The organism is Xanthomarina maritima (genome assembly GCF_008084905.1).
In the GTDB taxonomy this organism is placed as follows: domain Bacteria; phylum Bacteroidota; class Bacteroidia; order Flavobacteriales; family Flavobacteriaceae; genus Xanthomarina; species Xanthomarina maritima.
Map to the genome: position 1 here is coordinate 1 of NZ_VSFC01000060.1, position 13,393 is coordinate 13,393.

The 13,393-nt window shown below is 30.5% G+C and carries 13 protein-coding genes; 5 read left to right on the plus strand and 8 right to left on the minus strand.

The features are described 5' to 3' along the window. Positions 1–113: 113 nt before the first annotated feature. From thrS to rplT, 4 genes are all read left to right on the plus strand, one after another. Positions 114–2,051 (plus strand): threonine--tRNA ligase, encoded by a 1,938-nt coding sequence (thrS, locus tag FVF61_RS12160; RefSeq protein WP_148456801.1) that lies wholly within the window; start codon positions 114–116, stop codon positions 2,049–2,051. Between the two features lie 28 nt (positions 2,052–2,079). Continuing rightward, positions 2,080–2,634, plus strand: coding sequence for a translation initiation factor IF-3 (gene infC, locus FVF61_RS12165; RefSeq protein ID WP_199757311.1), 555 nt, complete (start codon positions 2,080–2,082; stop codon positions 2,632–2,634). Positions 2,635–2,690: 56 nt separating this feature from the next. Beyond that, a complete protein-coding gene (rpmI, locus tag FVF61_RS12170) occupies positions 2,691–2,888 on the plus strand; it encodes a 50S ribosomal protein L35 (RefSeq protein WP_109308746.1) in 198 nt (65 codons plus the stop codon). Between the two features lie 89 nt (positions 2,889–2,977). After that, complete coding sequence (gene rplT / locus FVF61_RS12175) at positions 2,978–3,322, plus strand: 50S ribosomal protein L20 (protein WP_148456805.1); 345 nt, start codon at positions 2,978–2,980, stop codon at positions 3,320–3,322. Positions 3,323–3,401: 79 nt separating this feature from the next. On the opposite strand, the gene FVF61_RS12180 is transcribed toward rplT, so the two are convergent. From FVF61_RS12180 to tgt, 8 genes are all read right to left on the minus strand, one after another. Next, entirely contained in the window at positions 3,402–3,953 is a 552-nt protein-coding gene (locus FVF61_RS12180) for a hypothetical protein (RefSeq protein WP_148456807.1), read from the minus strand. 140 nt (positions 3,954–4,093) lie between these two features. Further along, positions 4,094–5,278 (minus strand): asparagine synthetase B, encoded by a 1,185-nt coding sequence (locus FVF61_RS12185; RefSeq protein WP_148456856.1) that lies wholly within the window; start codon positions 5,276–5,278, stop codon positions 4,094–4,096. 140 nt (positions 5,279–5,418) lie between these two features. Further along, the gene (locus FVF61_RS12190; protein WP_148456809.1) at positions 5,419–6,435 is read right to left on the minus strand and encodes an AI-2E family transporter; all 1,017 of its coding nucleotides are present in this window, start codon (positions 6,433–6,435) and stop codon (positions 5,419–5,421) included. Positions 6,436–6,468: 33 nt separating this feature from the next. After that, positions 6,469–8,007 (minus strand): replicative DNA helicase, encoded by a 1,539-nt coding sequence (gene dnaB / locus FVF61_RS12195; RefSeq protein WP_148456811.1) that lies wholly within the window; start codon positions 8,005–8,007, stop codon positions 6,469–6,471. A 168-nt stretch (positions 8,008–8,175) separates the two neighbouring features. Next, positions 8,176–9,129, minus strand: a complete 954-nt coding sequence (locus FVF61_RS12200; RefSeq protein WP_148456814.1) for an acetyl-CoA carboxylase carboxyltransferase subunit alpha — start codon at positions 9,127–9,129, stop codon at positions 8,176–8,178. A gap of 126 nt (positions 9,130–9,255) precedes the next feature. Further along, positions 9,256–10,167: a DMT family transporter gene (locus FVF61_RS12205; protein ID WP_148456816.1), complete on the minus strand. Its 912-nt coding sequence runs from the start codon at positions 10,165–10,167 to the stop codon at positions 9,256–9,258. Beyond that, complete coding sequence (locus FVF61_RS12210; protein ID WP_148456818.1) at positions 10,154–11,230, minus strand: LptF/LptG family permease; 1,077 nt, start codon at positions 11,228–11,230, stop codon at positions 10,154–10,156. Before FVF61_RS12210 ends, FVF61_RS12205 begins: the two co-directional genes overlap by 14 nt. 2 nt (positions 11,231–11,232) lie before the next feature. Next, on the minus strand, positions 11,233–12,363 hold the full coding sequence (gene tgt, locus FVF61_RS12215; RefSeq protein ID WP_148456820.1) for a tRNA guanosine(34) transglycosylase Tgt: 1,131 nt from the start codon (positions 12,361–12,363) through the stop codon (positions 11,233–11,235). Between the two features lie 168 nt (positions 12,364–12,531). Between tgt and FVF61_RS12220 the strand changes: the two genes are divergently transcribed. Then, positions 12,532–13,377 carry a transketolase gene (locus tag FVF61_RS12220; RefSeq protein ID WP_148456822.1) on the plus strand — a complete coding sequence of 282 codons (846 nt, stop codon included), beginning with the start codon at positions 12,532–12,534 and terminating at the stop codon, positions 13,375–13,377. Positions 13,378–13,393 lie beyond the last annotated feature (16 nt).

Consider the following 13,393-nt stretch of genomic DNA (forward strand, 5'->3'; position numbering starts at 1 on the left):
TACATTGGTGTCACATATAATTTATGTAATAGAGTATAAGATAATTATTAATGTAATATTGTATGTAAATTAATAACCTACTATCTTTGCTCCTTTATTTTAATTCATATAAAATGATTCAAATTACATTACCTGATGGTAGTATTAAGTCGTTCGTAAATAATACGACCGCAATAGATGTTGCAAAAAGCATTAGTGAAGGTTTAGCAAGAAATGTTATTTCTGCTAAATTTAATGATTTGGTTATTGAAACAACTACTCCATTAACATCAAATGGATCATTAGTATTATACACGTGGAATGACGATGAAGGTAAAAAAGCTTTTTGGCATTCGTCTGCACATATTCTTGCCCAAGCAATAGAAGAGTTATATCCGAATGCAAAGTTATGGGTAGGTCCAGCTATAGAAAATGGATTCTATTATGACATTGACTTAGGGGAAGACACTATTTCAGATAAAGATTTTAAAGGTATTGAAGATAAAATGCTTGAAATAGCTAGAGGAAAACATGATTTTAAAATGCGATCAATTACTAAAACTGAAGCTCTTTCATATTATAAAGATAAAAATGAGTATAAAGTAGATTTGATTGAGAATTTAGAAGACGGAACTATTACGTTTTGTGACCATTCAACGTTTACAGATCTATGTCGTGGTGGACATATTCCAAATACAGGGATTGTAAAAGCAGTAAAAATATTAAGTGTTGCAGGTGCTTACTGGAAAGGTGATGAAAACAATAAACAGTTAACTCGTGTTTATGGAATTTCGTTTCCAAAACAAAAAGAACTAACAGAGTACTTAGAATTACTTGAAGAGGCTAAAAAAAGAGATCATAGAAAGTTAGGAAAGGAATTAGAGCTATTTACTTTTTCACAAAAAGTAGGACAAGGTTTGCCTTTATGGTTACCTAAAGGAGCTGCTTTACGTGAGAGATTAGAAAATTTTCTGAAGAAAGCTCAAAAAAAAGCTGGTTATGAAATGGTTGTAACTCCACACATAGGTCAGAAAGAATTATATGTTACTTCTGGACATTATGCAAAATATGGAGAAGACAGCTTTCAGCCTATTCATACACCTAAAGAAGGAGAAGAATTTTTATTAAAACCAATGAACTGCCCACACCATTGCGAAATTTATAACAGTAGTCAATGGTCTTATAAGGATCTTCCAAAACGATTTGCAGAATTTGGAACTGTATATAGATACGAACAAAGCGGTGAACTTCATGGACTGACACGTGTAAGGGGTTTTACTCAAGACGATGCTCATATTTTCTGTACACCAGAACAATTAGATAAAGAATTTAAAGATGTTATTGATTTAGTACTATATGTATTTGGTTCGTTAGGTTTTGAAAATTTCACAGCTCAAGTTTCATTAAGAGATCCAGAAAATCCAGAGAAATATATAGGTGATGATCATTTATGGGAAAAAGCCGAACAAGCAATTATTAGTGCTGCTGAAGATAAAGGATTAAATTTTGTGATAGAAACAGGTGAAGCTGCTTTTTATGGTCCAAAATTAGATTTCATGGTTAAAGATGCTCTTGGTAGACAATGGCAACTTGGTACAATTCAAGTAGATTATACACTTCCAGAACGTTTTGATTTAACATATAAAGGTAGTGATAACGAACTTCATAGACCAGTTATGATACATCGAGCTCCTTTTGGAAGTATGGAACGTTTTATTGCTATTCTATTAGAACATACTGGAGGAAATTTCCCACTTTGGCTTATGCCAGATCAAGTTATTGTACTTTCAATTAGTGAGAAATATGAAAAATACGCGAAAAAAGTTTTAAATGTGTTAGAAAATAACGAAATTCGCGCCCTGATTGATAATAGAAATGAGACCATGGGTAAGAAAATTCGGGAAGCCGAAATGAAGAAAATCCCATATATGGTCATAGTTGGAGAGAATGAAGAACAAGAAGATAAGATTTCTGTTCGTCAACATGGTGGTGAAGATCTTGGCATGATTACTGCTCAAGATTTAACAAATATTATAAATAAAGAAATAAATAAGTCTTTAAAGACATTTTAAAAATAAGTTTAACTAAAATTTTATAGCCATAGCAATACGTAGAAGAAAGCAAGTCTCTAGACGAGTAAGTCAAGAAGATCAACACAGAATTAATTCTAAAATTAGGACTGAAAAAGTGCGATTAGTAGGTGATAACGTCGAAGTTGGAGTTTATCCAATTAAAGATGCACTTGCAATTGCAGACGAACAGGGTTTAGACCTTGTTGAAATATCACCTAAAGCTGATCCTCCGGTTTGTAAGGTTATGGATTATAAAAAGTTTCTTTATGAACAAAAGAAACGTGAAAAAGTATTAAAATCTAAAGCTAGTAAAGTTGTTGTTAAAGAAATTCGTTTTGGACCTCAAACCGATGATCATGATTACGACTTTAAAAAGAAACATGCTGAGAAGTTTTTAAAAGAAGGAGCTAAATTAAAAGCATTTGTATTCTTTAAAGGACGTTCGATTGTGTTTAAAGAACAAGGACAAATCTTATTATTAAGATTAGCTCAAGATTTAGAAGAATTAGGCAAAGTGGAACAAATGCCTAAATTGGAAGGTAAACGTATGACTATGTTTATTGCTCCAAAAAAATCAAAATAAATCCTGATTTTCAGGTTGAAAATAATAAGTGAAATAAACAAAACTAGGAGAACAAGATGCCTAAAATGAAAACCAAATCTAGTGCCAAAAAACGTTTTAAGTTAACAGGTACTGGTAAGATTAAAAGAAAGCACGCTTTTAAAAGTCACATCTTAACAAAGAAGTCTAAAAAGCGTAAGTTAGCATTAACTCACAGTACTTTAGTACATGCGAGTGATGAAAACAGTATTAAGGAACAATTACGATTAAAGTAATCACGTTCGGTTAAATTATTTATAAACCCTGGAGTTAGGCTCAATAAAAGTATCCTAAAAGATCGCCTACTACAAAAAACAATTAAATTATGCCAAGATCAGTAAATTCTGTAGCAAAAAGAGCCAGAAGAAAAAAGGTTCTTAAACAAGCAAAAGGTTACTTCGGACGTCGTAAAAACGTTTGGACAGTAGCAAAAAATGCGGTTGATAAAGCGATGCAATATTCGTATAGAGACCGTAGAAACAAAAAGAGAACATTCCGTGCATTATGGATTACGCGTATTAACGCTGGAGCCAGAGAATACGGAATTTCATATTCTCAATTTATGGGGAAATTAAAAGCTAATGATATTGAATTAAACCGTAAGGTTTTAGCAGATTTAGCTATGAATAATCCTGAAGCTTTTAAAGCAATAATAGAGAAAGTAAAATAAGGCGTTTCGCCTATTGTATAACATATTTCACTTATAAAAAAACCAACTCTATTGAGTTGGTTTTTTATTTTATAATTCATTATAAAAGCAACTTATCTTCTAGAGATTTATTATTTACTTTAGTAAAATATATATACTCTCTAAAAATCATATACTGAAAAATTATATAAAAGATGGAGTTAAAAATCCAAATATCAATAAAAGGATCTTCCCATAATACCATTCTCAAATTACCAGATGTGAATATGGAAATACTACAGATTAAATAAAGTATTAATCCCACAGAAAAATTAAAATATTTATGTTCTTTTTCAAAATTTTTAATGATAAAAAGTAATGCATAAATAACCAAAATTGAAGAACAAGAGACAATTTCATAAAAATTGAATTCCCAGAACAATTGTGGGTTTGAAAAGTAAATCATTGATAATACTGCTAACTGTAGTGCCAAAATTAACACTATGGTTCTTTTTATGGTTTTATTTTCAAATAGTTGATAAAATAAAATACTCAAAAAGACAAATTGAAATACAAAATAGAAATGAGAAATAAACAAATTAGAATTTGGACTTAAAAAGCCAATAGCATGGCAAGCTATTTCAATAACTGTTAAAGCCACTAAATATGCCAAAAATATATTTGAAACCTTAGGATGAATTGATTTGTTTTTTACAAACAAAAACATATTCAAAATTAAAAATAGTAAACCAATTATACTGATGGAGAATGAAAAAAGAAAATTCATTTATAAAAATAATTGTAGGTTAAATGTTACGTTTTTTGCTTTTTCTTTCTAGCAGCAGGAAATAAGACATTGTTTAAAATAAGTCTATATCCTGGTGAAGTTGGATATAAATCCAATTCAGTTTTTGGATCTCCTACTCTATGTGTGTAATCTTCTGGGTCGTGACCACCATAGAAGGTGAAGAATCCTTTTCCTTTTATACCATGAATATATTTGGCTTCGCCATTGGTTTTATTTTCACCTAAAACTAACACGTTTGATTTAATTTCATTTCTAGTAAATGAGGTTGTTTGTCCCATAAATCCTTTAACTAAAGCTGTATGATTTTGGCAAAGCATAGTTGGAATGGGATCCCATTTAGCAGAAAAATCCATAAGTGTAAAATAATCTGTTAGCTTAGGAATCTGCCTTTTCTGAGTCATGTCTATTGATGAAAACTCATATACCATCGGACTTCTTTCTAAAGTAAAATCTTTAAAAGCAAAAGTTTTATTGTAATTAATTTTAGCTTGATAATTTGGGTCACTCGCATCACCATCGAACATAGGTTCACAAATATCTATGCCTTCAGCTGATAAAGCAATATCAAAACTATCAGTTGCACTACACATAGCAAACATAAACCCTCCACCAATAACATAATCTCTAATTTTTAAAGAGACATCTAATTTTGCTTCAGATACTTTAGAGTATCCTAGTTTAGATGCTAAAGCCTCAGATTCTTTCTTTTCTTCTATATACCAAGCTGCTGTTCTATAATTTGCATAAAATTTACCATATTGTCCAGTAAAATCTTCATGATGTAAGTGCAACCAATCATATAATAATAAAGCGTCATTTAAAACTTCTTCATCATATACTGTTTCATAAGGTATTTCGGCATAAGATAATACCATAGTAACAGCATCGTCCCAAGGTAGTTTCCCTTTTGGTGTATAAACTGCAATTTTTGGAGCCTTTTCTAAAACTACGGCTTCCATATTTTTACTTGGACTGCTAATTTCTTCTAAAATAGATTCTGTTTTAGCATCAGATAATATTTCGAATGAAACACCACGAATCTGACATTCTCGCTGAATTTCTTCTGTATCTGGCAATAGAAAAGAACCACCTCTATAATTTAAAAGCCATTTTACTTTTAATTGCTTTTCTAAAGTCCAATAAGTAATTCCATAAGCTTTTAAATGATTCTTTTGTGTCTCAGCATCCATAGGAATTAGAATATATGAGGCAAAAGTGTTTATAGAAAACAATAAAACGAAGATAAATAATAGCTTTTTCACAGTTGAAATATACTTAAAAATTATTCCTATTAATTGAATTTAATTAAAATTTAACCAATAATAAATTTCTATTTACCAGATAACATACTAGAAATAACTTTAGTATTAGGGAATTGTTCTAAGATGATTTTAATAAAAACAGTTATAGGAATTGCCATAATTAAACCTGGAATTCCCCAAATAAAACCCCAAAGCATGAGCATTACCAAAACTGTTATAACATTTAAAGAAAAAGATTTTCCCATAAAAATAGGTTCTAAAATAGCTCCAAACAAGACTTGAACTCCTGAAATAGTAATTATAAAAAAGAATAATGTACTTGTTGGATCTAATTCAATAAATGCAAAAGCAGATAATAATACAACAGATATTACAGACCCTACCATTTGAACAAAATTTATAACAAAGGCAAATAATCCCCAAAAAATTGGAAAACTTACATCGAAGAACACACAAGCCAATCCAGTTCCAACACCAGTTGCAAGGCTTATAAAAAATTTAACTTCAATAAATTTTATTAAGTCTTTCTCTATTTTTCTAAAGGTCTTTACCGATGCATGTTTTTGCTTAAGAATGGTGCTATTTAATACTTTTTGAATATTTATAGATTCTGCCAACCAAAGAACTACGAAAAAGGTTGTCATTAAAATCATGGTGACAAATTTTCGAATATAATCGAATGTAGGAAGAATATCTTCCTGTTGAAAAAACTGAGAAAATAATGTTTTTTCACTTTCAAGTTCGAAACCAAATGTTTCTTGAGCAATTGCTAGTAAGGATAGAAACTTTTCTTCTGCTTTCATTAAGAAATCAGAATTAGAATTAAGAATCTGTCTGCTTGACAATTGTATTAATTCTATACCTATTTTCATGCCACCAATAATAAGTAATACAACTATAATAATACTAATAATCTTAGGTACATTTTTTTTTCCCAACCAACGCATTATTGGCAAAAAAAGTAAAGCAATAAACATGGAGAATACTAATGGAATAAAAATAAACGAAAGTATTTTTAGCAAATAAAAAACTAAAGGAATAACTATTATTAAAAGTAATGTATTTGTGGTTTTTAATTTATCCATAACTAGTTTTCTTTAAATAAATTTGGGAGTCTATTAAAAAGGCACGTCGTTTTCTTCTTCAGGAGCATCAAATGCATCATTAGCTGAAGGGAAATTACTTGGTTTAAAAGTATCATCATTTGCAGCAGCATTCATTTTAGAATGAAATTCTTGCCCAAAAGGCGTATCAAAATCATCTAGATTATCAAACTTACCTAAATGACCAACAAACTTCAATCGAATATTATCTAGTCCACCATTTCTGTGCTTAGCTATAATAAATTCAGCTTGACCTTCTGTAGGAGTTCTTTCTTCATCATCCCATTCATCAATTTTATAATATTCTGGTCTATAAATAAAGGATACGATATCTGCATCTTGCTCAATAGCTCCAGATTCACGTAGATCTGAAAGTAACGGTCTTTTACTACCACCACGTGTTTCTACAGCACGAGATAACTGAGATAATGCAATAACTGGTACACTTAATTCTTTTGCTAATGCTTTAAGGTTACGAGAAATGGTTGAAATCTCTTGCTCTCTGTTTCCTCCTTTTTGGCTTCCACCTGCTGTCATTAATTGCAAATAATCTACAACAATTAGTTTAATACCATGCTGAGAAGATAAACGTCTTGCTTTTGCACGAAGATCAAAAATTGAAAGTGAAGGTGTATCGTCTATAAATAAAGGTGCTTTTTCTAGACTCTTAACTTTTACGTTTAATTGTTCCCACTCATGTTTTTCTAATTTTCCGGTTCTTAGTTTCTCTGAAGACAAGCCTGTTTCACTAGAAATTAAACGCATAATTAATTGAACCGATGCCATTTCTAATGAGAAAAAAGCCACTGGAATATTTTGATTAACCGCAATATTTCTAGCCATAGACAAGGTTAATGCTGTTTTACCCATACCAGGACGAGCAGCTACAATAATTAAATCGCTCTCTTGCCAACCAGAAGTAAGTTTGTCTAATTTTGTAAATCCTGAAGGAATTCCACTTAAACCTTCTTTATTTGAAATTTCTTCAATTTTCTTCTTAGCTTGAATAACTAATTCTTGAGCTGTTTCACTTGATTTTTTTATATTGCCTTGAGTTACTTCGTATAATTTAGATTCTGCGCGATCTAATAAATCGAAAACATCTTGAGTTTCATCATAAGAATCTTCAATAATTTCGCTTGAAATTTTTATTAAACTTCGCTGAATAAATTTTTGAAGAATAATTCGTGCATGAAACTCGATATGAGCAGAAGATGATACTTTTTGGGTTAAAGAAATGAGGTAAAAATCGCCACCTACTAAATCTAATTTTGAATTTTTCTTTAACTGACTGGAAACGGTTAATAAGTCAACAGGTTCACTATTTTCAAACAATTGAAAAATAGCTTCAAATATATGTTGATGTGCTTCTTTGTAAAAAGAGTCTGGACTTAATATATCTATAACTTCATCAACACCTTTTTTATCAATCATCATTGCTCCAAGCACAACTTCCTCTAAATCAATTGCTTGAGGCGGTATTTTTCCTCTTTCCAGATTAATAATAGTGCTTTTATCTACTTGGTATCCCTTTATTTGGTTCGGTTGTTTCATATGTTACGAAAGTAGCTAAATTGAAAAGATAAATGATGAAAAATTGAATCTTGATTGTCCACCATAAGTTAACAAATTAACTGTTAATAACTAAATAATATTGTTAATAAGCATAAAAAAATCTGAAATAAGACATTTCAGATTTATGAATTATAGGAAATAAATGAATTAACCCTTAAACACACCCATTTCCATGTATTTTTCCATGCGTTTATTTACTAAATCTTTTGGTGATAAGTTTTTTAACTCATCAAATGTTTTAAGAATAGCTGTTTTTACAGCAAGATATGTTTTTTCTCTATCGCTATGTGCTCCTCCTATTGGTTCTTTAATAATATCGTCTACAATACCTTGCTTTTTCATGTCTTTAGCTGTCAATTTTAAAGCTTCAGCAGCTTGTTCTTTATATTCCCAACTTCTCCATAAAATAGATGAACAAGATTCAGGAGAAATTACAGAATACCATGTGTTTTCTAACATAAGCACTTTATCTCCTACTCCAATTCCTAAAGCTCCACCTGAAGCACCTTCTCCTATAACAATAGTAATAATTGGCACTTTTAAACGTGTCATTTCAAGAATATTTCTTGCAATGGCTTCTCCTTGTCCTCTTTCTTCTGCTTCTAATCCTGGATAAGCACCTGGAGTATCTAATAAAGTAACAACTGGAATTCCAAATTTCTCAGCAGATTTCATTAAACGAAGGGCTTTTCTATAGCCTTCTGGATTTGCCATTCCAAAATTTCTATATTGTCTAGTTTTGGTATTATATCCTTTTTGTTGACCAATAAACATAAAACTTTGATCTCCAATCTTACCTAATCCACCAATCATTGCTTTATCATCTTTGAAACTTCTGTCTCCATGAAGTTCTAAAAAAGAATCGCCACACAAGGCTTTTATATAGTCTAAAGTATAAGGTCTACTTGGATGACGAGACATTTGTACTCTTTGCCAAGGCGTTAGGTTTTTATATATTTCCTTTTTAGTAGTAATAAGTTTTTTCTCTATTTGTTTACATGTTTCCGTAACATCAACATCACTTTCTTGACCAATAACTTGGCATTTCTGCAGTTGATCTTCAAGTTCTTTTATAGGAAGTTCAAATTCTAAATATTCCATTGGAAGTTATAATTTGTTTTTTGTTAGCATACAAAATTACATATTTTATTTCGTTTTAATTTTCGATTTATTCATTAAAATTAAATATTGCTTCCGAAATAAAAATATCAGTTAAATATAAATCGACTAAGACTCTAATTTATTTAGTGTCTTTTTTCTTTTAAATTTAACGTTTTTTAAAATGCCATTTAGCATGACAATTCCAATAATAATTGAAGCTCCAATGTAGAAAGAAGAGCTCATAATTTCATTTTCAGGAAACAAAATAAGGGCTAAAACTATACCGTAAACTGGCTCTAGATTATATGTTAAAACAACTGTATACGGACTAATAAACCTCATTACATAAACAGCTGCTATAAATGCATAAGCTGTACAAACGGAAGCTAAAATAAAAAGATACCCGAAATCTGAAAGACTTAATACAAAGAAGGATTCCGAAAACCCTTTTCCAAATATTATCATGAATATACTAATAAACAAAACACCACTAACAAACTCATAAAAAGAAATTACAGTTGCTGTGTGTTTTTCCAAAAATTTTCCATTTAAAACAGCAAATGTTGAAGATAGAAAAGCTGAAATAATACCCAATATAATACCATAAATATACTTAAACTCACTACCAGTAATTATTGCTACTCCAATAATTATTAGTATACCAAAAAGTATCTCATACCAAATAATTTTTCTCTTATAAATTAATGGCTCTAATAAAGATGCAAAAAAAGCTCCTGAAGAGAACATTGCTAATGTAATTGAGATATTCGACACTTTAATAGATTCGAAAAAAGTTATCCAATGCAATGCTATTACAATTCCAGCAAATGAAAGTTTAATAATAGATTTTAAAGGGATTCTTATTTTAATTTTTGCAATAAGAATGTAACCTACCATTATAATAGTAGCTATAAACATTCTATACCAAACTAAAGGTACTGCACTAATTGTAATTAACTCGCCTAAGATAGCTGTAAAACCTGCTATAAATACAAGCAAGTGTAGATGCAAATAATTTTTTAATTTATCGTTTAGCATTGTAAAGAAGATAAGCTGCTAAAAAACCAAAAATAACATTTGGAAACCAAACGGCAACTAATGGAGAAAAATCTGATTGTGATGCTAATACCCCAAATATTTTATCGAAAAACACGAATACCATAGCAATACATATTCCAAAAGCTAGATTAACTCCCATACCTCCTCTTCTTTTAATAGATGAAACAGCAACAGCTATAATGGTTAAAATAAATACAGAAACTGGCAAACTCCATTTTCTATATTTTACAAGTTTATATCTGTTTATATAAGACGAGCCTCTTTTTTCTTCTTTTTCAATAAATTTATTTAATTCACCATATGGCAAAGTTTCAGCAATATAAACAACAGGTGTTAGATCTTCTAAATCGAAAGAAAAAAGAGTGTCTTTTCTCCTAGCAACTTCAATAATATCATCTTTTTCACCTATATGTCTTTTAGTATAAGAGACTAAATGATAAAGGCTGTCCTTTTCATCATACTTAATGGTATTGGCACTAATCTTATACGTCATTTTATCATCTTCAAAATGCTCAAGTGTAAAATTTCTTCCAAGTTTTTGTCTTACGTCAAAATTACTTACATATATATAGTCGTTATCGTTAATCTGTCTATATACATTTTGATTATCTAATGCATCCTTACTGCTTTTTAGGTATTTATAATTAAAATCATTAAAACCATTACTTGCATTTGGAGCTAGATACATACCTAAAACTAGAGCTAGAATGGCTACAATAACACCACCTATCATATAAGGTCTTAAAAATCTTGAAAAGGATACACCTGAACTTAAAAAAGCAATAACTTCTGTATTATTAGCTAATTTTGATGTAAACCAAATTACAGAAAGGAATAAAAATAATGGGAATAATAAATGAGCAAAATAAATAGTAAAATCTAGAAAGTAAATTAGTACTTCAATAAAAGGGACTTCGTTTTCAAGAATTTTACCAATTTTTTCAGCTAAATGAACTGTTATTCCAATAGGAATAAACAACAAAAGCATGATAAAAAATGTAAACAAATATCGCTTTAATATGTACCAATCAAGTATTTTCAAAATTATAATCGTTTATCCATTTGTTTCACCATCATATCTTTCCAAGTTCTAAAATCTCCAGCTAAGATATGTTTTCTAGCTTCACGAACCAACCACATATAAAACCCTAAATTATGGATGGTAGCTATTTGAGCTCCTAGCCTTTCATTCACACTAAATAGATGACGTAAATAAGCTTTGGTATAATCTGTATCTACAAAAGTAATTCCCATATCATCTATTGGAGAAAAATCATCAGCCCATTTTAAATTTTTAATATTAATGGTTCCATGAGCAGTAAACAACATGCCATTTCTAGCATTTCGGGTTGGCATCACACAATCAAACATATCAACTCCTAAAGCTATATTTTCAAGAATATTAATAGGTGTTCCAACTCCCATTAAATATCTAGGTTTGTCTACAGGAAGAATATTTGTAACAATTTCTGTCATAGCATACATTTCCTCTGCTGGTTCTCCAACAGACAAACCACCAATAGCATTACCTTCGGCTCCAGCATTTGCAATATATTCGGCAGATTGTTTTCTTAAATCTTTATAGGTACTTCCTTGTACTATCGGAAAAAACGATTGACTATAATCGTATTTAAAAGGTGTTTTTTCTAGATGATTGATACATCTGTCCAACCATCTATGCGTCATGTGCATAGACCGTTTTGCGTAATGATAATCGCAAGGATAAGGTGTGCATTCATCAAAAGCCATGATAATATCTGCACCAATAGTACGTTGAATTTCCATCACATTTTCTGGAGTAAATGTATGGTAACTTCCATCAATATGTGATTTAAATTTAACACCTTCTTCTTTAATTTTTCTATTTGAAGACAGAGAATACACTTGGTAGCCTCCAGAATCAGTTAAAATATTTCGATCCCAGTTCATAAATTTATGCAAGCCACCTGCTTGTTCCAAAATATTAGTTTGAGGTCGTAAATACAAATGATATGTGTTTCCTAAAATTATATCCGGATTAATATCGTTTTTAAGCTCACGTTGGTGTACCCCTTTTACAGATGCTACCGTTCCAACAGGCATAAATATAGGTGTTTCAATAGTACCATGATCTGTAGTTATCTCTCCACCTCTGGCATTCGATTTTGTGTCTTTTCCTTTTAATTCAAATAACATATGCTTATTTCATCAGTTGGCAAATATAAATAACATAAAGCGAGGAATTTCTTAATAAAAACAAAATTGTTAGCAAAACACCAACATTCGTTAATAAGTGCCTTAATTCTACTTTTTAATAAACATTATAAACCTTATTTTTGCAACTGAAAAACTAACATATTTAACATGCCAAACACACAACAATTAAAAGATTTAACTACACAAGTTCGTCGAGATATACTTCGAATGGTACACAAAGTAAATTCAGGTCATCCAGGAGGATCCTTAGGATGTGCAGAATTTTTTGTCGCATTATATAATGAAATAATGGAAAGAAATAATGGATTTGATATGGATGGAATTGGAGAAGATGTTTTCTTCTTATCCAATGGTCATATTTCTCCTGTTTATTATAGTGTTTTAGCTAGATCTGGGTATTTTCCTATAGATGAACTTAATACATTTCGATTAATTAATTCTCGATTACAAGGTCATCCAACAACCCATGAAAATTTACCTGGAGTAAGAATTGCTTCAGGATCTTTAGGGCAAGGCATGTCTGTTGCGTTAGGTGCTGCACAAACAAAAAAATTAAATAATGATTCCCATTTAATTTATAGCCTTCATGGTGATGGAGAATTACAAGAAGGTCAGAACTGGGAAGCTATTATGTATGCTGCAGGAAATAATGTAGATAATATTATTGCAACTATAGATTTAAACGGACAGCAAATTGATGGTTCTACAGACGATGTTTTACCAATGGGAAATATAAAAGCTAAATTTGAAGCTTTTGGATGGACTGTTGTTGAAATTAATGAAGGTAATGATATAGATGCCATATTAAAAGGCATGGTAGAAGCAAAAAGTAAAACTGGTAAAGGAAAGCCTGTATGTGTCTTATTAAAAACTGTTATGGGTAATGGTGTTGATTTTATGATGTACACGCATGCTTGGCATGGTAAAGCACCAAACGACGAACAATTAGCTATTGGATTAAAACAAAATCCAGAAACATTAGGGGACTATTAATTATCAATCAACAACA

Coding starts and splice junctions, on each gene's coding strand:
- thrS (WP_148456801.1), top strand. CDS start 114: ATGATTCAAATTACATTACCTGATGGTAGTATTAAGTCGTTCGTAAAT.
- rpmI (WP_109308746.1), top strand. CDS start 2,691: ATGCCTAAAATGAAAACCAAATCTAGTGCCAAAAAACGTTTTAAGTTA.
- rplT (WP_148456805.1), top strand. CDS start 2,978: ATGCCAAGATCAGTAAATTCTGTAGCAAAAAGAGCCAGAAGAAAAAAG.
- FVF61_RS12185 (WP_148456856.1), bottom strand. CDS start 5,278: ATGGATGCTGAGACACAAAAGAATCATTTAAAAGCTTATGGAATTACT.
- FVF61_RS12190 (WP_148456809.1), bottom strand. CDS start 6,435: ATGGATAAATTAAAAACCACAAATACATTACTTTTAATAATAGTTATT.
- dnaB (WP_148456811.1), bottom strand. CDS start 8,007: ATGAAACAACCGAACCAAATAAAGGGATACCAAGTAGATAAAAGCACT.
- FVF61_RS12200 (WP_148456814.1), bottom strand. CDS start 9,129: ATGGAATATTTAGAATTTGAACTTCCTATAAAAGAACTTGAAGATCAA.
- FVF61_RS12205 (WP_148456816.1), bottom strand. CDS start 10,167: ATGCTAAACGATAAATTAAAAAATTATTTGCATCTACACTTGCTTGTA.
- tgt (WP_148456820.1), bottom strand. CDS start 12,363: ATGTTATTTGAATTAAAAGGAAAAGACACAAAATCGAATGCCAGAGGT.
- FVF61_RS12220 (WP_148456822.1), top strand. CDS start 12,532: ATGCCAAACACACAACAATTAAAAGATTTAACTACACAAGTTCGTCGA.